General features: G+C 65.7%; 19 protein-coding genes and 2 pseudogenes. 4 read left to right on the forward strand and 17 right to left on the reverse strand.

The window, feature by feature from the left end; all coding sequences use genetic code 11:
• The 6 genes and pseudogenes from WBB14_RS07735 to fliF form a co-directional block, all read right to left on the reverse strand.
• Window positions 1-404 (reverse strand): annotated as a pseudogene (locus WBB14_RS07735) (flagellar hook-length control protein FliK); the annotation flags it as partial.
• Between the two features lie 24 nt (window positions 405-428).
• On the reverse strand, window positions 429-878 hold the full coding sequence (gene fliJ, locus WBB14_RS07740) for a flagellar export protein FliJ (RefSeq protein ID WP_013393411.1): 450 nt from the start codon (window positions 876-878) through the stop codon (window positions 429-431).
• Entirely contained in the window at window positions 871-2,355 is a 1,485-nt protein-coding gene (gene fliI, locus WBB14_RS07745; protein ID WP_424239318.1) for a flagellar protein export ATPase FliI, read from the reverse strand. Before fliI ends, fliJ begins: the two co-directional genes overlap by 8 nt.
• The gene (gene fliH, locus WBB14_RS07750) at window positions 2,352-3,095 is read right to left on the reverse strand and encodes a flagellar assembly protein FliH (RefSeq protein ID WP_424239319.1); all 744 of its coding nucleotides are present in this window, start codon (window positions 3,093-3,095) and stop codon (window positions 2,352-2,354) included. The genes fliI and fliH overlap by 4 nt, the downstream gene beginning before the upstream one ends.
• The gene (fliG, locus tag WBB14_RS07755; RefSeq protein ID WP_332015979.1) at window positions 3,088-4,098 is read right to left on the reverse strand and encodes a flagellar motor switch protein FliG; all 1,011 of its coding nucleotides are present in this window, start codon (window positions 4,096-4,098) and stop codon (window positions 3,088-3,090) included. Before fliG ends, fliH begins: the two co-directional genes overlap by 8 nt.
• Entirely contained in the window at window positions 4,088-5,749 is a 1,662-nt protein-coding gene (gene fliF / locus WBB14_RS07760; RefSeq protein ID WP_424239320.1) for a flagellar basal-body MS-ring/collar protein FliF, read from the reverse strand. The genes fliG and fliF overlap by 11 nt, the downstream gene beginning before the upstream one ends.
• Window positions 5,750-6,079: 330 nt before the next feature.
• Here fliF and fliE point away from each other — a divergent pair, with 330 nt between their 5' ends.
• The gene (gene fliE, locus WBB14_RS07765) at window positions 6,080-6,412 is read left to right on the forward strand and encodes a flagellar hook-basal body complex protein FliE (RefSeq protein WP_424239321.1); all 333 of its coding nucleotides are present in this window, start codon (window positions 6,080-6,082) and stop codon (window positions 6,410-6,412) included.
• An 88-nt stretch (window positions 6,413-6,500) separates the two neighbouring features.
• Here fliE and WBB14_RS07770 read toward each other — a convergent pair whose 3' ends face one another.
• From WBB14_RS07770 to WBB14_RS07800, 7 genes are all read right to left on the reverse strand, one after another.
• Window positions 6,501-7,304, reverse strand: coding sequence for a flagellar brake protein (locus WBB14_RS07770; RefSeq protein ID WP_424239322.1), 804 nt, complete (start codon window positions 7,302-7,304; stop codon window positions 6,501-6,503).
• 24 nt (window positions 7,305-7,328) lie between these two features.
• The gene (locus WBB14_RS07775) at window positions 7,329-7,646 is read right to left on the reverse strand and encodes an EscU/YscU/HrcU family type III secretion system export apparatus switch protein (RefSeq protein WP_424239323.1); all 318 of its coding nucleotides are present in this window, start codon (window positions 7,644-7,646) and stop codon (window positions 7,329-7,331) included.
• A complete protein-coding gene (locus tag WBB14_RS07780; protein WP_424239324.1) occupies window positions 7,643-8,998 on the reverse strand; it encodes a flagellar hook-length control protein FliK in 1,356 nt (451 codons plus the stop codon). The genes WBB14_RS07775 and WBB14_RS07780 overlap by 4 nt, the downstream gene beginning before the upstream one ends.
• Window positions 8,995-9,348 carry a flagellar protein FliT gene (locus WBB14_RS07785; protein WP_424239325.1) on the reverse strand — a complete coding sequence of 118 codons (354 nt, stop codon included), beginning with the start codon at window positions 9,346-9,348 and terminating at the stop codon, window positions 8,995-8,997. Before WBB14_RS07785 ends, WBB14_RS07780 begins: the two co-directional genes overlap by 4 nt.
• A gap of 46 nt (window positions 9,349-9,394) precedes the next feature.
• On the reverse strand, window positions 9,395-9,823 hold the full coding sequence (fliS, locus tag WBB14_RS07790) for a flagellar export chaperone FliS (RefSeq protein WP_424239326.1): 429 nt from the start codon (window positions 9,821-9,823) through the stop codon (window positions 9,395-9,397).
• 18 nt (window positions 9,824-9,841) lie between these two features.
• Window positions 9,842-11,227: a flagellar filament capping protein FliD gene (gene fliD / locus WBB14_RS07795; protein WP_424239327.1), complete on the reverse strand. Its 1,386-nt coding sequence runs from the start codon at window positions 11,225-11,227 to the stop codon at window positions 9,842-9,844.
• 143 nt (window positions 11,228-11,370) lie between these two features.
• Window positions 11,371-11,748, reverse strand: a complete 378-nt coding sequence (locus WBB14_RS07800) for a flagellar protein FlaG (RefSeq protein ID WP_424239328.1) — start codon at window positions 11,746-11,748, stop codon at window positions 11,371-11,373.
• A 142-nt stretch (window positions 11,749-11,890) separates the two neighbouring features.
• Between WBB14_RS07800 and WBB14_RS07805 the strand changes: the two genes are divergently transcribed.
• Window positions 11,891-12,628, forward strand: coding sequence for an IclR family transcriptional regulator (locus tag WBB14_RS07805; protein ID WP_424239329.1), 738 nt, complete (start codon window positions 11,891-11,893; stop codon window positions 12,626-12,628).
• Between the two features lie 34 nt (window positions 12,629-12,662).
• Here the strand turns inward: WBB14_RS07805 and WBB14_RS07810 are convergent, their stop codons facing one another.
• The 4 genes from WBB14_RS07810 to WBB14_RS07825 form a co-directional block, all read right to left on the reverse strand.
• Entirely contained in the window at window positions 12,663-13,829 is a 1,167-nt protein-coding gene (locus tag WBB14_RS07810) for an acyl-CoA dehydrogenase family protein (RefSeq protein WP_424239330.1), read from the reverse strand.
• Window positions 13,829-15,058, reverse strand: coding sequence for a CaiB/BaiF CoA transferase family protein (locus WBB14_RS07815; RefSeq protein ID WP_424239331.1), 1,230 nt, complete (start codon window positions 15,056-15,058; stop codon window positions 13,829-13,831). The genes WBB14_RS07810 and WBB14_RS07815 overlap by 1 nt, the downstream gene beginning before the upstream one ends.
• A complete protein-coding gene (locus WBB14_RS07820; protein WP_424239332.1) occupies window positions 15,055-16,026 on the reverse strand; it encodes a Bug family tripartite tricarboxylate transporter substrate binding protein in 972 nt (323 codons plus the stop codon). Before WBB14_RS07820 ends, WBB14_RS07815 begins: the two co-directional genes overlap by 4 nt.
• A 68-nt stretch (window positions 16,027-16,094) precedes the next feature.
• Window positions 16,095-16,511: a cupin domain-containing protein gene (locus WBB14_RS07825; RefSeq protein WP_424239333.1), complete on the reverse strand. Its 417-nt coding sequence runs from the start codon at window positions 16,509-16,511 to the stop codon at window positions 16,095-16,097.
• Between the two features lie 164 nt (window positions 16,512-16,675).
• Here WBB14_RS07825 and folC point away from each other — a divergent pair, with 164 nt between their 5' ends.
• Together folC and WBB14_RS07835 are read left to right on the forward strand one after the other, a co-directional pair.
• Window positions 16,676-17,986 carry a bifunctional tetrahydrofolate synthase/dihydrofolate synthase gene (folC, locus tag WBB14_RS07830; RefSeq protein WP_424239334.1) on the forward strand — a complete coding sequence of 437 codons (1,311 nt, stop codon included), beginning with the start codon at window positions 16,676-16,678 and terminating at the stop codon, window positions 17,984-17,986.
• Window positions 17,987-18,049: 63 nt separating this feature from the next.
• A pseudogene (locus tag WBB14_RS07835) lies at window positions 18,050-18,432 on the forward strand (SPOR domain-containing protein); the annotation flags it as partial.

An 18,432-nucleotide genomic window follows, 5' to 3' on the forward strand; every position in this document is an offset into this window, starting at 1 on the left:
GCGTTGCCGCGCGCGAGCTGTACCTGCTCGGCGGCCTGGGCCGCGATTTCCAGGGCTTGCTGCGGCAGGATGACGGCCGGCTGCGCTGCGGCGACTGCCAGTGCGCCAGCTTCGGCCTGCATGGCGGTTTGCACGGCCTGGTCGATGGCGCCGGCGGCGGCGCTTTCAGCGCGCGCGGCGGGGTCGCCGGAATTCTGGCTGTCGGCAGGCGTTCCTACGCCGTTCTTTGCCGTACGCGCGTCGGCGGCCTGGTTGGGGCGCTGCTGTGCGGGGCGCTGTTGGGCCAGCACGTCGGAGAAACTGGGACCCTTTTTGTTTACGGGCGCGGCCTTGGCGCCAAGCGCGTCGGCGATCGAGGTCGGCCCGGCGGGCGCGATCGAGGGCAGGGGCAGGGGAGCGTTCATCTGGGGCTTCCTGTGAGGTATTGCTTAATGCATGCCGGTCTGGCGTTGGACCAAGCGGGCGGAGTATTCGTCATTGGCGCGCTGTTCGCGGCGCGATTCCACTACGGCCTGGGCGCGCAGTTCGCGCTGCGCCAGGGCGTCGTAGGAGTTGAGCTTGCGCTTTTCCTGTTGCCAGTAGAGCCGGCCCTTGGCGAGGTTGTCGTCCGCCTGGCGCAGCACGCCTTGCTGCTGGCTGATGGCATCGTCCAGCGTGCTGATGAAGCGCTGATAGTTATGGCAGTCGCTGGCGGACATGCCGCTGGTCATGGCCTGCTGCAACCGTTCCAGGTAGTCCTGGCGGTAGTCGTGCAGCATGGACAACTGGCGTTCGGCATTGGTGCGTTCGGCGCCGAGCCTGCCGAGCAGGCGCGCGGCTTCGTCCGTGCTTTCCTTGGCCAGGTTGATCAGCATGTCCAAAGGCAATTGGCTAGGCATAAGCGTCCCTCAATTCGAAACTGGCGCGTAACTGGCTGACGGCGGCTTGATAGTCGACGTTTTCGCCGACGTCTTGCTGCAGGAAGGCTTCCAGGCGCGGATAGCGGGCGATGGCTTCGTCCAGCTGTGGATCGTTGCCAGCGGCGTAGGCGCCCACCGCGATCAGGTCGCGGTTGCGCTGGAAGCGCGACAGGCTTTGCTTGAAGCGGCGCACCACGGCGAACTGCTCGGGCGTGATCAGCGAGGTCATGGCGCGCGAGATCGACGCTTCGATGTCGATGGCGGGGTAATGGCCAGCTTCGGCCAGGTGGCGCGACAGGACCACGTGGCCGTCCAGGATGGCGCGGGCTGAATCGGCGATCGGATCCTGTTGATCGTCGCCTTCGGCCAGCACGGTGTAGAACGCGGTGATCGAGCCGGCCTTGCCGGACGGTCCGGGCGCGCCCATGCCGGCGCGTTCGACCAGCATCGGCAGTTTGGCGAAGACCGAGGGCGGATAGCCTTTGGTGGCGGGCGGCTCGCCGATGGCCAGGGCGATTTCGCGCTGCGCCATGGCATAGCGGGTCAGCGAGTCCATGATCAGGAGCACGTCCAGGCCCTGGTCGCGGAAGTGCTCGGCCAGGCGGGTGGCGTAGGCGGCGCCTTGCAGGCGCAGCAGCGCCGACACGTCGGCCGGCGCGGCCACCACGACCGAGCGCGCCAGCCCTTCGGGGCCGAGGTTGTGCTCGATGAATTCCTTGACTTCCCGGCCGCGTTCGCCGATCAGGCCGACGACGATGACGTCGGCCTTGGTATAACGGGCCATCATGCCCAGCAGCACGCTCTTGCCGACGCCGGAACCGGCGAACAGGCCCATGCGCTGGCCCCGGCCGACCGTGAGCAGGCCGTTGATGGCGCGCACGCCCGTGTCCAGCACCGTATCGATGGGCGCGCGCGACAGCGGGTTGATCGGTTGGGCGGACAGGGGCGCCAGTTCGGCGCCGGTGAGCGGACCCAGCCCATCCAGCGGCCGGCCGGCGCCATCCAGCACCCGGCCCAGCAAGGCATTGCCCACTGGCAGGTGGCGGCCCAACTGCGGCTTGGCGTTGCCGTTCAGCTCGGCCTTGCGCGGCAGCGGGATCTGGCGTTGGACGGGCGGTTCGCCGGGGACGACGCGCGCGCCGGGCGGTAGGCCGGAAATGTCGGCCTGCGGCATCAGGTAAAGCGTGTGGCCGTCGAAGCCTACGACTTCGGCGTCTGCCCAGTGATCATGCCCGCGCGCGATTTCAATGCGGGCCGCCGCCCCTACCGGCAGGCGCAGACCGGTCGCGTGCAGCACCAAGCCGGTGGCGCGCGTGATCTTGCCGCTGACCAGCCAGGGGTCGGTCGAGGCGGCGCGGATCGAGCCGATCTGCAGCTGCGTCTGCCAGCGGTCGATGACCGGTACGGCAGTAGCGGCCGGCTGGCCGGGCAGGGTGGGGGCCGGATGGGCGCTCACACCGGTTCCTCCCAGGATACGTTGCGGCCCAGCGAGGCCGCGACTCGGCGCCAGCGTGTCTGCAAGGTGGCGTCGATGTCGCCAAAGGGCGTTTCGGCGCGGCAGCCGCCGCGCGAGATGGACTCATCGGCCAGGACGCGCCAATGGCCTTCCTTGAGCTCGTCCGCCAGGTGCAGGCGTATCAGATCGATGTCTTCGGGGTTGGCCCACAAGCGCATCTGGCCGCCGGCGGTGGGATTGATGTGCAGCACGTCGCGTACCGCGCTGACCACGGTGTCAGGTTGCTCGGCGAGGGTGGTGCGCACGACCTGCTGGGCGATGTCCAGGGCCAGAGTCAGCAGGCCCTGGCCCATTTTTTCTTCGAGCGAACCGAGGGATGCGGCGCAAGCTTCGACCAGCGCATGCAGGCGCTGCGCTTCCGCGGCGCCTTGTTCGCGAGCCTGGTTGAGACCTTCGGCGTAGCCTTGCTCGCGGCCCGCGGCCAGGCCGGCTTCGTAGCCAGCCTGCTGGCCGGCTTCCAGGCCGGCGGCGTGGCCCAGGGCGTGGCCTTCGTCGCGCCCTTCGGCAAGCGCCTGGGCGCGCAGCTGGGCCATCACCACTTCGGGGTCCGGACCAGGATCGGGTTCGGGCTCGGGTTCCGGCTCGACGACTGCGGGCTGGTCGAACGACAGCATCTGCCAGCGCCGCCAGGCGGCGCTGCGCGAGATGAGCGCCGTGGCGCCGCTGTCCACTTCAGACATACGCATCGTCTCCCTGGTTGCCCAGGACGATCTGGCCGCTTTCCGCCAGACGGCGCGCGATCTGCAGGATCTTCTTCTGTTCGGCCTCGACCTTGGACATGCGGATCGGGCCTTGCGCGTCCAGATCCTCGCGCAGCATTTCGGCGGCGCGGCTGGACATGTTGCGCAGGAACTTGGCGCGCAGCTCCTCCTGCGCGCCCTTGAGCGCGACCATGAGCGTGTCGTTGTCGATTTCCTTGAGGATGAGCTGGATGGCGCGATCCTCGACGTCGAGCAGGTTGTCGAAGACGAACATCTCGTCGATGATCTTCTGCGCCAGGTCGCTGTCGCGCTCGCGCAGGCTGGCGACCACGGTTTCTTCCTCGGCCGAATTCATCATGTTCAGGATCTCGGCCGCCGTGCGCACGCCGCCCATCTTGCTGCGCTTTGCGCCCTGGCCGGCCAGGACCGAGTTCAGGACTTCGGTGAGTTCCGACAGCGCCGCGGGCTGCACGCCGCCGAAAGTGGCGATGCGCAGCATCACGTCGTTGCGCAGGCGGTCCGTCAGGAGCGCCAGCACGCCGGCGGCGCGGTCGCGCTCCAGGTGCACCAGGATGGTCGCGATGATCTGCGGGTGCTCGTCGCCGATCAGCTCGGCCACCGTGTTCGGATCCAGCCAGTTCAGCGCGTCGATGCCGCTGCCGCCTTCGCCGGCTTCCAGGATGTCTTCGATCAAGCCGGCGGCGCGGTCGCTGCCCAGCGCCTTGGTCAGTACCGTGCGGATGTAGTCGTCCGAACCCAGCGTGACGGCCATGAACTGGTCGGCTTCCTGGCGGAATTCTTCCAGCACCACGGCGACGTCGCTGCGCGTGACCTGTTTCAGGCTGGCCATGGCCGCGCCGACCTGCTGGACTTCACGGGCGCTGAGATACTTGAAGACCTCGGCCGCCGCGTCCTCGCCCAGCGACATCATCAGGACGGCGCTGCGCGTCATGCCGTCCAGCGGAGTGGAATCATTTTTCATCTTTGTTCATCCAGGTGCGCAGAACCATCGCAACGGCGCGCGGATCCTTGGTGGCCATCGTGCGGGCGCGCTCCAGGTTGTCCTGGTAACGGTCCACTTCCTTGGCGCGGGCCACGTCCTGGGCCTCGCGGGCCGCTTCAATGCGTTCGGATTCAGCCTGTTCCGGATCGACCGGCGGGTACAGGTAGTCGCCCACCGTGCGGCGCAGCACGCGGTACAGCCACAGCGCCAGCACGCCACCGACCAGCCAGGCCAGGATCGTCTTGAACAGCGAGATCATTTCCGGATCGCGCCACATCGGCACCGGCGGCGGACCGTCGTTGAACTGGCTGTTGACCAGGTTGAGCGAGTCGCCGCGGTTCTCGGAGTAACCCATGGCTTCGCGCACGAGGTTGGTCAGCTTGTTCAGTTCTTCAGGCGGCAAGGGTTGTAGTTCGCCGTCCTTGTCGCGCATATAGTTGACGACCACGGCCACCGACAGACGCTTGAGGTTGCCCACCGGCTGCTTGATGTGGCTGATGGTGCGGTCCACTTCATAGTTGGTGGTGGCGTCGCGGCGTTCGTTCAGGTTGCCGGTGACGGCCTGGGTGCCGGTCTGCTGCTGGGTGTTGGCGGGCTGCTGCGGCTGCCCAGGACGGGGCGGCTGCGGTTGCGGCGGATTGGCGATGGGGGCCTGGGGATTGGCGGGCGCCTGGTTCGACAGCGCGCCGGGCACGCCTTGAGCGGGATTGACGCCGCGCTGGGTCGAGTCGCTGGTCTGCTGGCTGCGCACGGCGGCCTGGCCGGGTTCCTGGTTCGGGCGGTAGACCTCGGACGTTTCTTCGCGGCGGGCGAAGTCGACGTCGGCGCTGGCCTGGGCGTGGACATTGCCCGGTCCCACCAGCGGATTGAGGATGGTGAGGATGCGCTCGACCGTGCGCTGTTCCATTTCGCGCACGAAGCGCATCTGGTCGGCGTCCATGCCGCGGCCTTCGCCCAGCGGCGCCGACAGCAGGCGGCCGTTCTGGTCGACGATGGATACGTTCTCGGCGGTGAGTTCAGGGACGCTCGAGGCCACCAGCCAGGAAATCGCGGAGACCTGTGCGTCGCTCAGGCTGCGGCCGGGATGCATGTTCAGCAGCACCGAGGCGGTGGGCGCCTGGCGTTCGCGCACGAACAGCGACTGGCGCGGCATGGCCAGGTGCACGCGGGCGTGCTGCACGGTGTGCATCGCTTCGATCGAACGCGCCAGCTCGCCTTCGAGGCCGCGCTGGTAATTGATCTGTTCCGTGAACTGGCTGGCGCCGAAGCGGGCGTTGTCCATCAGCTCGAAGCCGACGGAACCGCCGCGCGGCAGCCCCTGGGACGCCAGTTGCAGGCGGGCGTCGTACACGCGGTCGGCCGGAACCAGCACGGCGGTGCCGGTTTCGTTATAGCGGTAGGGTACGTTCATCGTCCCCAGCGCCGTCACGATGGCGCCGCCGTCGCGGTCGTCCAGGTTGGAGAACAGCACCTTGTATTTGGGTTCGCTGCTCCACATTGCCACGGCGACGATGACCGCAACGAGAGCCGCCGCCGCGCCCAGCAGGACGGGCTTGGGCAACGCCCGCACCTTCTCCAGGACGGGGAATCTCGTCAGCAACGACGAACTCAGGGTGGCCTGCTGGTTCATTGGCGGCCCCCGCTGGCCACGCGGAGCTGGAAATGGGACTTCATGTCTGGGTAGGGCAGATTACACATGCAACGTGCTTCTGGTCTGGGGAGAGCGTGGATTATTGCCCCTGAGACGTCCATCCCAATCGTTGAAAACAGCCGGTTTTTGGCGTTACTTATCTCCTATGTCCCCAACAAGCCGAAAGCTGGCGTCGCCGCCTTGGCGGGAGGCGGCTGCATACGCGGAAATGTCGGGTTTTTTGGCGGTTCTTGTCGGCTATGAACCGGCGGGATCGGCGTTACGCTGTGCGCATCATTGGCGTAATCCCCATCAGCAAGGAATCAAGTAATGGCTGTATCAGGCTTGTCCGGCATCGAAAGCATGCTTCAGCAGATGCGCACGGTAGTAAGCAAGGCGGAGACCGGTAACCTCGCCGCAGGTGAAATGGTCGGCCAGCCGGACGGCTTCGCCGCGGAACTGCAGCGCTCCATCCGTCGCGTCACTTCGGCCCAAAACGCCGCCACGGCGCAGGCCAAGGCTTTCGAGCTGGGCGCACCCGATATTTCCCTCAACGACGTCATGATCGACATGCAGAAGGCCAGCCTCGGCTTCCAGACGGCGGTGCAGGTACGCAACAAGCTGGTTGCGGCCTACAAGGAAATATCCTCGATGGCCGTGTGAGTCCTTTTCCGGGGCAAGCGCTTGCGCGTCATGCGTAAGCGCTACCCGGCCTCGGGGCAGGGGGCGCTGCGGCGCATGCCCCCGGGTATCAATTGCGCTGAGCGCCTTTCTCCAGGCGCCAGACGACCTGCTGCAGCCAGTTTTCCTGGCGCGCGTCCAGATTCAGGAAGATCGCTCCCAGGTGACTGACCGGTGGTTCGCCGGTGAGCGAAACGTGCTTGGGCGCCGGTTCGTCCGGATCGGTGGACTGCACCATGGGTTGCCCCGAAACCGGGTACACATTGCGCACCTCCAGGCTGGCATTGAGCTTGCCATGGTCGCCAAAATCCAGATGCACGTTTTCCATTACGGTGCCGCGCTCCGGCAGGGCGGGGACCGCCAGCCCTGCGCGCAGGCCCACGCCGTCCACTGAAATGTCGCGTATCGTGAAAGTGTAGGGCTTGTCGGCGGGAGAGGCTTGCCAGCTCGCGCGGCACAGATTGGCGGCCGCGATCAGGGACGCGCGGAACATCTTGCGGCGTTGGATGCGGGCCAGACGCTCCGGGAACGGCGAGACCAGCGCGGCGCTGCCGTCGTCGAAATGGATGATATGGGGGCGCTGCACGCGAAAGCGGATCTGCACGCCGCCGTAGGCGGTGGCATGGAAGTGGAAGGTGGCGCCGCTCAGCAAACCCATGGAGTCGGACTGCTCGAAGTCGGCGCCAGCGTAATCGCGCGGCCTCCAGAAGAATTCGCCGGCCTGCTTGTCCACGCCGAGAATCAGCACGGCCATCTCACGGTCCGCGGCATCGCGCACCAGGATATGGCTGTCAGGGTGGGTCAGCTCGAACAGAGCCGAGCGCATTTCTTCAGGCCGGGTCAGCAGGAACTCCGGGTCGCTGGCATCCAACACTTTGGTCTTCCTCAGGTAATAGGGTCAGGCGGGCGGAGCGGGTTCGGGGAACTCGCGCGATTCCAGGCGATAAAGCCAAGCCAGCAATTCTGCCACCGCAACATAGAGTTGGGGGGGAATATGTGCGTCCAGGTCCACCTGCATGAGCAGGCCGACCAGTTCGCGCGATTCGTGGACGTAGAGGCCATTTTCCTGGGCGGCGCGGACGATGGTATCGGCGAGCTGGCCATAGCCCTTGGCGACGACGCGCGGAGAGCCGTCCTTTTCTTCATAGGAAATGGCGACCGCCGCGTTGCGGTTGGCGTTCGGGTCCGATTCCGGATGGGGGGTGTTGCGGCTCATCCGATATCGGCAGGGATGTCGGGGCGCGGTTCGACCACGTTCACCGACAGATTGCTCAGGGTCAGGCCGGCGGCCAACAGGCGCGAACGCAACGCGTCCGAGGAGTCGTTGATCTCGGCCGCGCTGTGCGGCGCAACGAGTTGCAGGACGATCTGATCGCCGGCCAGGTTCAAGCGGGCATCGACCAGACCCAGGCGGGGCAGGTCCAGCTTCAGTCGCGTGGCCCAGGTGGGAACCGCGGAGTCAGGGTCGCCGCCGTAGGGGTCGCGCTCGACTTCCCATTCCATGGGCGTGCCGGGCCAGGCTTCGCCCTGCCAGGTCAGCGTCTGGTTGGCCAGCACGTCGAGCTGCTGGCGGACGAGCACGGTAAGGTCCTGGTGTATGCCGCTGACGGGCGTGCCAGGAGCGGACGGACTGGAGGAGCCAATGCTGGGTGCGGCGTCCGCGCCCGGGCGGCCGCTGGCAGGCGCGCCGGCCCTCGGGCGCGAAGGCGCGGATTCCTGCGCGGGCGGATTCTTGCCGAGCACGGCCTGCGGTTCGTTGCGCAATTGCGCCGGGCTGGCTCGGCCGAACACCATGTCGGTCAGATGGGACTCGTAGAACAGTCCGCTGCCTTGCAGCGCCTGGCGCAAGGCCTGTCCCAAAGCGCGGGCGGAAGGGCCGCCCGCCGCCAGGGCGGCGTGCGCCGCAGCGTCGGGTCCTTTGGCGGCGTTGGCGTTGGGTCCGGTCTGGAGGTTCTGCTTGGCGCCGGTCGTCGGGCTATCGCCGTCGAGCACCGCCTCGGCCGAGGCCGCGAGAGCGGGAGCTTGTTGGGCGGTGGTCTGCGTCGGCGTCTGGCCGGGCATGGGCTGGGGTGTTTGCGCGGCGGTCTGCGCGGGTTGCTGGCCAGTTTGTGTTGTTGGCATGGAACCGGCGCCGGCGGCGGGTTGGCCCGCTTGCGCGTTGGCGGTCCATAGGGGCGCGCGGCCCTGAACTGCTGGAGCGGCCTCGGGAAACTGGGCCAGCAAGGCCAGGATGGTGCGCGCCGTCGTGCCCAGCGTGGTCGGGGCCGAGGCGGTGGTGTCGCTGCTGGTGACCAGGCCGCGGGCGGCCAGTGCCAGCGCCGCCGCGGTTTTGGGGTCGACGACAGTATTCTGGCGGTCGCTGCGGGCGCCGCCAGTTTGTATGCCTTGCCGAGGGTCGCGGTTCGAGCCGTCCGAGGCGCCGGGCTTTTCCAGGTTGCCAGGCTGGCTGACTGCGTCGGGCCGGGCGCCGGAGACTTGGTTGGCGCTGGCGGCGGACATCGTCGTGCCGAGCACGGCGTCCAGCCGCTGCACCAGGACATTGCCGAGTGCGGCGGGACCTACGCTCATTCTTCAGGCGCCTGGTAGCCGTAGGCGGACAGCAGGGTCTGCTGGCGCTTCATGCGTCCCAGCAGGTCGCCCAGACGGGCCAGCTGCGGCAGCGCCAGGTCGCGGGTGAGCGCGTCGTTATCCAGGATGCGCACGAGCAGGTCGTACTTCATGGCACGGCCGGCTTCGTCCAGTGGCGCGGAATGTTCGGTCTGGCGCAGGCGTTCCACCAGCTCGCAATATTGCTGTCCATGGACCATGGCGCCGTCCCAGTCACCGGCTTGCGCGGCCACTAGCATTTCTCCCGTGATGAGAGCGATCTCCTGGTAGTGTTCCAGGATAGGGGAGGTGTACTGGGTCGTGGACGTCATGGAAATCTCGGGCGTTCGATGGCTGGCTGGGGCGTATGCGATGCCGTCAAGGCTGCACGCCCCCGACAGGGCGATCAATTGATGTTTGCCAGGCCTCGGCCAGATCGGCCAAGAGGCGATCCGCCGTTTCGAGCGCTTCCGGGTCTGCTTTCAGGTTTGCCATCAGCAGCGTACGGACGATGTAATCGTATAGGCGGGCGAGGTTTGCGGCGATGTCGCCACCTGCCTCCATGTTCAGTCCGGTTTTCAAGCCTTCGTCTACGATCTTGATGGCCTTCGAGATGGCTGCTCCCCGTTCCATAGTCCTACCTTCCTGGAGGTGCAGGCGAGCCTGCCCGATTGCCGCCCGGGCGCCCATGTACAGCAGCGAAATCAGCCTTTCCGGACTCGCTCCCAGGATTTGTGTTTCCAGGCCAATCTCGGCGTAGGAACGCACGGAGTAGGATCCGGTCGGGCGGCGGGCGGCATAAGTCATCGATACATCTTCTATAAGTTACTTGGACTTGCTCAAGGCCGCGAACTGTTGAGTCAGGTAATCGCCGGTGGCTTTCTGTTGAGACACAAATTTCTCCAGCGCAACAAATTGGGCGCGCATAATCGCCATGGAGGCGTCGCTGCTGGATTTGGCGCGTTCGAGCTGATCCTTGACGTCCTTGATCGACTCGGTCAAACCGTCCTGACGAATCTTGATTGAACCCTTGTCGCCCAGTATGCCTTTTGCTGCCGCCGTGAACTGTGCGGTAAGTCCGTCGGTCGAGGTCATGATGCGTTTGACGTCGGCGGGGTTTTCGGTCAGTGCCTTGTCGAGCTGCTTTTGATCGATCTTCAAAGTACCGGTCTTCGGGTCTAGCGCGACACCCAGGTCCCCCAGAGTGCGCAGGGACCCTTCCGAGGTCGCGATTCGCAGTGCATTGGACATTGTGGATTGGATGCTGCGAGTCGTGCTGTCACCGGTCAGCGCCTGATTGGTTTCCGCTTTAACGTCGAATGCGGTGTGCTTGGCAATGGTGTTTTGCAGTGAGTTGTACGCATTCACGAAGTCCTGCACGGCCGTGCTTGCGACACTGGGATCGCTTTCCAGCTTCAGGGTGATCGGCTTGCCTGCCTCGGTCGTTGCCGTCAGGTTCAAGGTCACGCCATCGATAGCGCTGGAGATGTTATTGCTGCCGCTCTTGACCAGAATTCCGTTGACTTCTATTTCGGCATCCACGGGAGCGGTCTGCTGCGCCATCTTCGGGCTGGTATCAGCAGGGTCCTTGTTGTAGTTCAGGATGTCCTTGAGCTTTTGGTCGCCGGTTACGGTAATCGACTTTACCGACACCTGTTCGCCCGTGTCCTTGGCGCTCAGCATCAGGTAGCTGTTGCCACTGCCGTCATTGATGATGGTGGCGCGTACCCCGACCTTGTCGTCGCTATTTATCGCATTGGCGATACCGTTTAGCGACGTGTCATTTTTCAAGTCAATGGTGCGTTTTTCGCCATTGGCGAGTTCGATCGTGAACGAGCCGGTGGCGCCATTGGATGCTTTCCGGTCCGCAACCAACCCGGATTGCAGGGTGTGTGCGGTGGCCAGTCTGTTCACCTTGATGGTGTATTGGCCCATCGTGGCGCCATCGCTCCCCACGGTCGCAGTCAAGCCGCTGCCGGATACGTTGGCCTTTACGGCGTTAAGGACGGAATTCTTACCCAGTGCTTCGGCGGTTTTTTGCACGGCTTCCACCGCGCTCTGGATTTGGCCAAAGGCGCTTACGCGAGCTTCATAGCTCGCTTGGCGGTCCGTGTACAGACTAAGCTTCTTATTCTCGGCAGCTTGGAGCTTTGTGAGAATGTCTTCCAGAGGAAGTCCGGTGGCCGAGCCGAGGTTGGTGATAGATGCCATATGAAATTCCTTCCTAGCGATGCGATTCTGTCAAAAATATGGTGCCGGCGATTGGCCGGGTAAGGGCATAAGGCGGGCCTAATTCGACGCTTCCGGATCCTTGCTCACTTCGGACGAGCATTCGAGCCGATTGCGGGGGCGGATCAGGCAGAGGTCTTGATGCCGTTTCCTTGCATGTTCACGATCATTTTGGCGATTTTCAGCAGTGTTTCGCTGGGAATCGTGCGTATGACATCGCCTGATTCAGCATCCACCACAGACACGACGACCTGATGCACGTTGGGATCTATCTCGAACTTCAACTGCGTGGACCAAGCTTTCATCTGGTCGTTGATTTCGTCCAAAGCCTTGTCCAGAGGGAGCTTCTGCGAGTCGGATTGGTCCGATGTCGCACTGTCCGAAGCCCCGCTGTTGGTTGCGGCGGCCGTGGGCAGGACTTTTACCGCGGGGTCCGGCGGGACCGGCGCGGCCGCGACCGGCGCAGGTGTAAACGATGCAGGGGCTACGGGGGGTACGGCCATGATCACTCCAACGGCGATGTGGGCGTCTCGGAGGAACGCGCTGTTTTCAGGGAATTCTCAGCTACGATTACGGCAGGCCCGCAGGGAACTTTAGCCACCGGCGAGCCAGATGTTTCACGTGCTAAACAGTTCGGACCGGGTAATGAGTGTCAAGACGGCGCTGCGAGTCATCGAAATCATCGAAACCTATGCCCGCGAAAAGCGCGCGCTGCCGCTATCGGAGCTGGCCCGGCTGCTGGATGTGCCGGTGTCGAGCTGCCTGGCGCTAATCCGCACGCTGACCGGCTTGGGCTATCTGTATGAAACCGGGCGGCGCCAGGGCTATTACCCGACCGGCAGGCTGCTGGCCATGGCGCAGCGCATCGCCCGCGCCGACCCGGTGCTGGACCGGGTCTATCCCAGTCTCACGGAATTAAGGGACGCTACGCGCGAAACGATTGTTTTCGCCAAGCTGAGTCAGGATGGCCGGGTGGTCTACCTGGATGTGCTGGATTCGCCTCATACGATCAGATACGCGCCGGTTGCGGGTGAATTCAAAGACGTTCACGCTAATTCGCTGGGGAAGGCGTTGTTGTCCCTGCTGGACGAGCCGGCCCGCGACGCCATGCTTGCGGGCATGACCATGACCCGCCACAACGAGCGCACGCTGGTCACGCGCGAGGCGCTGCTGGCGGATCTGGAGCTGTCGCGCCAGCGCGGCTGGTTCATGAATAGCGGCGAGTCCATTGCGGACGTGGGCGCGATAGCCTGGCCGGTCACGCTGTCCGGCGAGCACTATGCGATTTCGGTGGGCGGGCCGATCTATCGGATCGAGCCGCAACAGGAGGCCTATGCGCGCATCCTGCGCTCGGCCTGCACCGCGCTGGAGCAGCAGGCCTGACGGGCAGGCCTGTGCGAGCATCAAACGGCGCCGCTCAGTACGACTTGGGCAGCCCTAGCACTTTTTCAGCGATGAAGCACATGATCAGCTGCGGGCTGACCGGCGCAATACGGGGAATGAAGCTCTCCCGCAGCAGGCGCTCCACGTGGTATTCCTTGGCATAGCCCATGCCGCCCAGGGTCATGACCGCGGTCTGGCAGGCGTTGTAGCTGGCCTCGGCCGCCAGGTACTTGGCGGAGTTGGCGTACGGGCCGCAGGGCTTGCCCGCGTCATACAGGCTGGCGGCCTTGAACACCATCAGGTCGGCGGCTTCCAATTGCATCCAGGCCTGGGCCAGCGGGTGCTGAATGCCCTGGTTCTGGCCGATGGGGCGGCCGAACACGGTGCGCTCGCCGGCATACTTCACCGCCCGGTCCAGTGCGGCGCGGCCGATGCCCACCGCCTCGGCCGCGATCAGGATGCGCTCGGGGTTCAGGCCATGCAGAATGTATTCGAAGCCCCGGCCTTCTTCGCCGATGCGGTCGGCCACCGGGATGCGCAGGCCGTCGATGAACAGCATGTTCGAATCCACCGCCTTGCGGCCCATCTTCTCGATCTCGCGGACTTCTATCTTGTTGCGGTCGAGGTCCGTGTAGAACAGCGATAGGCCCTGGGTGGGCTTTTCCACTTCGGACAGCGGGGTGGTGCGCGCCAGCAGCAGCATCTTGTTGGCGACCTGGGCGGTCGATATCCAGATCTTGCGGCCGTGCACCACGTACTCGTCGCCCTGGCGCACGGCGCGGGTGCTGAGCTTGGTGGTGTCCAGCCCGGCGTCGGGTTCGGTGACGGCGAAGCAGGCTTTCTCGCGGCCGGCGATCAGGGGCTCCAGCCAGCGGCGGCGCTGCTCGTCGCTGCCGAACACCACGACCGGGTTCAGGCCGAAGATGTTCATATGGACGGCCGAGGCGCCGGTGAAACCCGCGCCCGAGGCCGCAATGGTCTGCATCATCAGCGCCGCCTCGGTCATGCCCAGGCCTGCGCCGCCATATTCCTGCGGCATGGCGATGCCCAGCCAACCGTCGCGCGCCAGATCGGCGTGCAGGGGCTCCGGAAAGCCGCCCTCGCGGTCGCGCTCCAGCCAATAGTCGTCCGGGTAGCGTTCGCAGATGCGGGCCACGGCGTCCCGCAGCGCCAACTGGTCGGGGGTGAATTCAAAGTCCATCAGTCGTTTCCATCCAGGGTGATGCCGCGGGCCGCCATGGCGTCGATCCGGGCGTGGTCATAGCCGGCCTCGGCCAGCACCTCGCGGCTGTGCTGGCCTAGCCTGGGGGCGGGGCGGCGTATGGAGGTAGGGGTGCTTTCGTATGTGCCCAACGGAGCCGTCGTGCGGATCGGGCCTTCGCTGGGGTGGTCCATGGTCCGGATGAAGCCGGTCGCGGCCAGGTGTTCGTCCTGCAACAGGTCGTCCACGGAATAGAGCGGCGAGGCGGGAATGTCCGCTCGCGCCAGGCCTTCCAGCCAGTCCTGGCTGCGGCGGGTGGCGATGACGTCGGCGACAAAGGCGTAGACCTCGCCGATGTGGGCGGCGCGTGCCCCATGGGAACTGAAGCGCGGGTCCTGCGACAGTTCGGGCCGGCCGATCAGGTCGAAGAAGTTGCGCCAGTGTTTGTCGTTGTAGATCAGCAGGCTGATGTAGCCGTCGGCTGTGGCGTAGGGGCGGCGATGCGGCGCCAGCAGGCGCGCATAGCCGGTGGGCCCCAGCGGCGGTTCGAAGGTGGCGCCGCCGAGATGGTCTCCCAGCACGAGGTGGGCCATGCCTTCGAACATGGGGAGTTCCACCTGCTGGCCGTATCCCGTGGCGCGGGCGTGCAGCACCGCGGACACCAGTGCGATGCCCGCGTGCAGCCCTACGGCCCGGTCGGCCAGGGTCAGCGGCGCGTAGCGCGGCACGTCCCCGCTCTGCTGGGCGGAAAGCGCGGCGATACCGGTCTGGCCCTGGATCAGGTCGTCGTAGGCGGGCCGTCCGGCATAGGGCCCGGCCTCGCCATAGCCGTAGGCGCCCAGATAGACGATGCGCGGATTGCGCGCCGCCACCGCCTCGTAGGACAAGCCCAGCCTGGCCATCGCCTGCGGGCGGATGTTGTAGAGCAGGGCGTCGCAGCTTTCGGCCAGTTTCAGGCAGGCCGAAAGCCCCTCGGGCGTCTTCAGGTCCAGGACGACCGATCGCTTGTTGCGGTTCAGGTGCAGATAGATATGGCCCATGCCGGGGTTGCGCATGGGGCCGACGGCCCGCATGTTGTCGCCGGCGGGCGGCTCGACCTTGATGACGTCGGCGCCCAGGTCGGCCAGGACCTGGGTGGCATAGGGCCCCATCACCACCGTGCTCAGGTCCAGGATGCGCACTCCCGCCAGCGGGCCGGCGGGAGTTTCGGATTGCGGCTGCTCGTTCATTGCTGCTCGATCCCTGCGTCGCGGATCAGCTTGCCCCATAGGTCCAGCTGCGCGCCGACGAACTGGGAGAAAGCTTGCGGCGTGCTGGAGAAGGCGTCGAACCCCAGGCCCGCCAACCGTTTTTTCACGTCGGGCTTGGCGACCACCTGATTGATGGCGGCATTCAGCTTGGCCACGATCTCCGGCGGCATGCCAGCGGGGCCGAAGTAGCCGTTCCAGGAGTTGAGGTCGAAATCCTGCACGCCGGACTCGGCCATGGACGGCAGGTCCGGGACGATGGCGCTGCGTTCGGCGGTCGACACGGCCAGCGCGCGCAATTGACCCGATTGCACGAAGGGCAGGCCGGAAGCCAGATCGGTGAACATGAAATCGACCTGCCCGCCGACCACGTCGGTGAGACCTTGCGGCGTGCCTTTATAAGGCACGTGCAGGATGTCGATCTTGGCGCGGTTGGCCAGCGTGGCGCCGGCGACGATGCCGGTGCTGTTGCCGCTGGCATAGGTGATGCGGCCGGGCCGCTGGCGCGCGTCGGCGACCAGTTCGCCCACGGTTTTCCACGGCCGCTTAGGGTTCACCACCAGGATGAAGGGCAGGTTGCCGCCGCGGGCGATGGGGGTGAAGTCCTTGACCGGATCGTAGGGCACGTTCTTCATCAGCCAGGGGGCGGCGGAATGCGAGGTGTTGGTGGTGACGAACAGCGTGTAGCCGTCCGGCTTGGCGCGCGCCACGTAGTTGGCCGCGATGGTGGCGTTGGCCCCAGGCTTGTTTTCCACCACGACCTGCTGGCCCAGGATGTTGCCCAGCTCGGCGCCGAAGATGCGACCCACGGCGTCGGTGCCGGATCCGGCGGGAAAGGGGACGATCAGGGTGATGGGTTTGGTGGGGTAGTCGGCGGCGTGGACGGCGGGGCTGGCGACCAGCGTTGCGCCGCTGATGATGGCGGCGCCCAACAGGTTTAGGGGGCTCATGGTTTGTCTCCTGTGTGCTTTGGGGTCCAGGCGCGGTTTCTGCGTCCGCTGCCCGGGGCTGGGCCGCGTCAGGCGGCTGTGGGTGGCGCCGGAAAGCCGCGTATCACGCGGTCTGGGGATTCTTCATAAGGGGGCGTGTAGATCACCAGCAGGCGGGCGGGTTCGTCGCTGGTGACAGTGAAGACGTGTGGAATGTCCGGCGGGAAGTAGCAGCAGTCTCCCGGACCCATGTCGGCCCATTCGTCCCGTACCTGCGCGCGCGCCGTGCCGGACAGCAGGTAGCAGACCTGTTCGATGCCGGGATGGGCGTGCGGCAGGGCCCCCTTGCCCTTGTCGATCACTCCCAGCAGCACTTCCACGCCGCGGGAGCCGACGGTGTCCGGACCGATCAGGCGGCGGTTCAGGGTGCCAGTGTGGTTGGCGGGGTGATAACCGGGCACGTCGGCCTCGCGCACCAGCCAGGCTGGGGTCTTGCTCTGCGTCATGTTCTATCCGTTAAAATTTTCATACGTGAAATTATTTTTATGTATGAGAAAAATATCGGCAAGCAGTTTTTCGCTGCGGATACCTCTCCGCTCCCTGGGGGATTAGGGAAAACACCGTGCGCGGACTGCTAAAATCGAACGCTGACTTCACTTCCGGCTTTGTCATGTCTTCTGCCCGCACGCCCGACGTTTCCGCCACCCTGTCCGATTGGCTGCAGTACCTGGAGTCGATCCACGCCACCGCCATCGACATGGGCCTGGACCGGGTGCGCGAGGTCGCCGGGCGCATGGGGCTGGAGCTGTCCGGCGTGAAGTTCGTCGTCGGCGGCACCAACGGCAAGGGCTCCACCTGTGCCATGCTGGAAGCGATCCTGCTGGCGGCCGGCTACAAGGTCGGGCTGTACACCTCGCCGCACCTGATCGACTTCAACGAACGCGCCCGCATCAATGGCCAGATCGCCACCGACGAGGCGCTGATCGCCCAGTTTCAGGCGGTCGAGGCAGCGCGCGGCGACGTTTCGCTGACCTATTTCGAATTCACCACGCTGGCGATCCTGCGCCTGTTCTCGCAATCCAGGCTGGATGCCGTGGTGCTGGAAGTCGGCCTGGGCGGGCGGCTGGACGCCGTCAACATCGTCGACGCCGACTGCTCCATCGTCACCAGCGTGGATCTGGACCATACCGATTGGCTGGGCGATACGCGCGAAAAAATCGGTTTCGAGAAAGCCCATATCTACCGCGGCGGCCGGCCGGCAATCTGCAGCGATCCCGTGCCTCCGCAATCGCTGCTGGATCATGTCGAGAAGATCGGCGCCGATCTGTGGCTGTTCGGCCGCGACTACAACTATTCCGGAGACCGCCAGCAATGGGCCTACGGCGGCCGCGAACAGCGCCGCAACTCGCTGGCCTATCCGGCGCTGCGCGGCGCCAACCAGTTGCTGAACGCATCGGCCGCGCTGGCGGCGCTGGAATCGGTGCGCGACCGTCTGCCGGTGCCGCAGCAGGCCGTGCGCCTGGGGCTGTTGCAGGCGTCCCTGCCTGGCCGTTTCCAGATCCTGCCGGGCCAGCCCGCGGTCATCCTGGACGTGGCGCACAACCCGCACGCCGCGGCGGTGCTGGCGCAGAACCTGGACAACATGGGTTTCCATCCGTACACCCATGCGGTGTTCGGCATGCTCAACGACAAGGACCTGGCCGGCGTCGTCGCCAAGCTCGGCACCCGCATTGACAACTGGTATTGCGCCGGCCTGCCGGGTCCGCGCGGCACGTCTGGAGAAGCGTTGGCCGAACAGGTCGCCGCGGCGCTGCCGCCGGCGCCCGCTGATGGCGAAAAACCGGGAATCGCGGCGTACGCGGATCCTGCCCAGGCCTTTGCGGCGGCGCGCGAACGGGCAGGGGAGAATGATAGAATCGTGGTGTTCGGCTCGTTTCTCACCGTAGCCTCGGTTTTGCAGGCTCTGGGTCGCAAGGCATAGGCAGCATCGGGTCAATCGCGTCCAGGCGGCCCGCCGCCATATCGCCGCAAGGAATTCTCCTCCATGGGTTTTTTCAAACGCAAAGATCCTGCCGACCAGGCGCAGTCCTCCAAGCGGGCGGCAGTGCCCAGCGAGGTGCAGGCTGCGGAGCTGCGCGGCCGCGCGCGGCGCAGGCTGGCAGGCGCTATCGCGCTGGTATTGGCTGCCGTCATCATTCTGCCGATGGTGCTCGACTCGCAGCCCACGCCGGTCGACGACAACATTCCCATCAGGGTGCCGGAACGCAACACGCCGTTCCAGCCGCAAGTGAGCGAACCGCAGGTCGCCACGCCGCAGACGCCCGCGCCGGGTGGCGCCGCGCCGACGGATCCTTCCGCCATCCCCACGCCGCCGCCGGTCACGTCGGTGCAGCCGCCCGTGACGGCAACACCGACGACGCCCCCGGC

The organism is Achromobacter sp., from assembly GCF_049647645.1.
In the GTDB taxonomy this organism is placed as follows: domain Bacteria; phylum Pseudomonadota; class Gammaproteobacteria; order Burkholderiales; family Burkholderiaceae_B; genus Achromobacter.

What these genes read in the sequence shown, in the direction of transcription:
- fliJ (WP_013393411.1), bottom strand. Translation starts at nt 878, where the DNA reads ATGCCTAGCCAATTGCCTTTGGACATGCTGATCAACCTGGCCAAGGAA.
- fliH (WP_424239319.1), bottom strand. Translation starts at nt 3,095, where the DNA reads ATGTCTGAAGTGGACAGCGGCGCCACGGCGCTCATCTCGCGCAGCGCC.
- fliG (WP_332015979.1), bottom strand. Translation starts at nt 4,098, where the DNA reads ATGAAAAATGATTCCACTCCGCTGGACGGCATGACGCGCAGCGCCGTC.
- fliF (WP_424239320.1), bottom strand. Translation starts at nt 5,749, where the DNA reads ATGAACCAGCAGGCCACCCTGAGTTCGTCGTTGCTGACGAGATTCCCC.
- fliE (WP_424239321.1), top strand. Translation starts at nt 6,080, where the DNA reads ATGGCTGTATCAGGCTTGTCCGGCATCGAAAGCATGCTTCAGCAGATG.
- WBB14_RS07775 (WP_424239323.1), bottom strand. Translation starts at nt 7,646, where the DNA reads ATGAGCCGCAACACCCCCCATCCGGAATCGGACCCGAACGCCAACCGC.
- WBB14_RS07780 (WP_424239324.1), bottom strand. Translation starts at nt 8,998, where the DNA reads ATGAGCGTAGGTCCCGCCGCACTCGGCAATGTCCTGGTGCAGCGGCTG.
- WBB14_RS07785 (WP_424239325.1), bottom strand. Translation starts at nt 9,348, where the DNA reads ATGACGTCCACGACCCAGTACACCTCCCCTATCCTGGAACACTACCAG.
- fliS (WP_424239326.1), bottom strand. Translation starts at nt 9,823, where the DNA reads ATGACTTATGCCGCCCGCCGCCCGACCGGATCCTACTCCGTGCGTTCC.
- fliD (WP_424239327.1), bottom strand. Translation starts at nt 11,227, where the DNA reads ATGGCATCTATCACCAACCTCGGCTCGGCCACCGGACTTCCTCTGGAA.
- WBB14_RS07800 (WP_424239328.1), bottom strand. Translation starts at nt 11,748, where the DNA reads ATGGCCGTACCCCCCGTAGCCCCTGCATCGTTTACACCTGCGCCGGTC.
- WBB14_RS07805 (WP_424239329.1), top strand. Translation starts at nt 11,891, where the DNA reads ATGAGTGTCAAGACGGCGCTGCGAGTCATCGAAATCATCGAAACCTAT.
- WBB14_RS07810 (WP_424239330.1), bottom strand. Translation starts at nt 13,829, where the DNA reads ATGGACTTTGAATTCACCCCCGACCAGTTGGCGCTGCGGGACGCCGTG.
- WBB14_RS07815 (WP_424239331.1), bottom strand. Translation starts at nt 15,058, where the DNA reads ATGAACGAGCAGCCGCAATCCGAAACTCCCGCCGGCCCGCTGGCGGGA.
- WBB14_RS07820 (WP_424239332.1), bottom strand. Translation starts at nt 16,026, where the DNA reads ATGAGCCCCCTAAACCTGTTGGGCGCCGCCATCATCAGCGGCGCAACG.
- WBB14_RS07825 (WP_424239333.1), bottom strand. Translation starts at nt 16,511, where the DNA reads ATGACGCAGAGCAAGACCCCAGCCTGGCTGGTGCGCGAGGCCGACGTG.
- folC (WP_424239334.1), top strand. Translation starts at nt 16,676, where the DNA reads ATGTCTTCTGCCCGCACGCCCGACGTTTCCGCCACCCTGTCCGATTGG.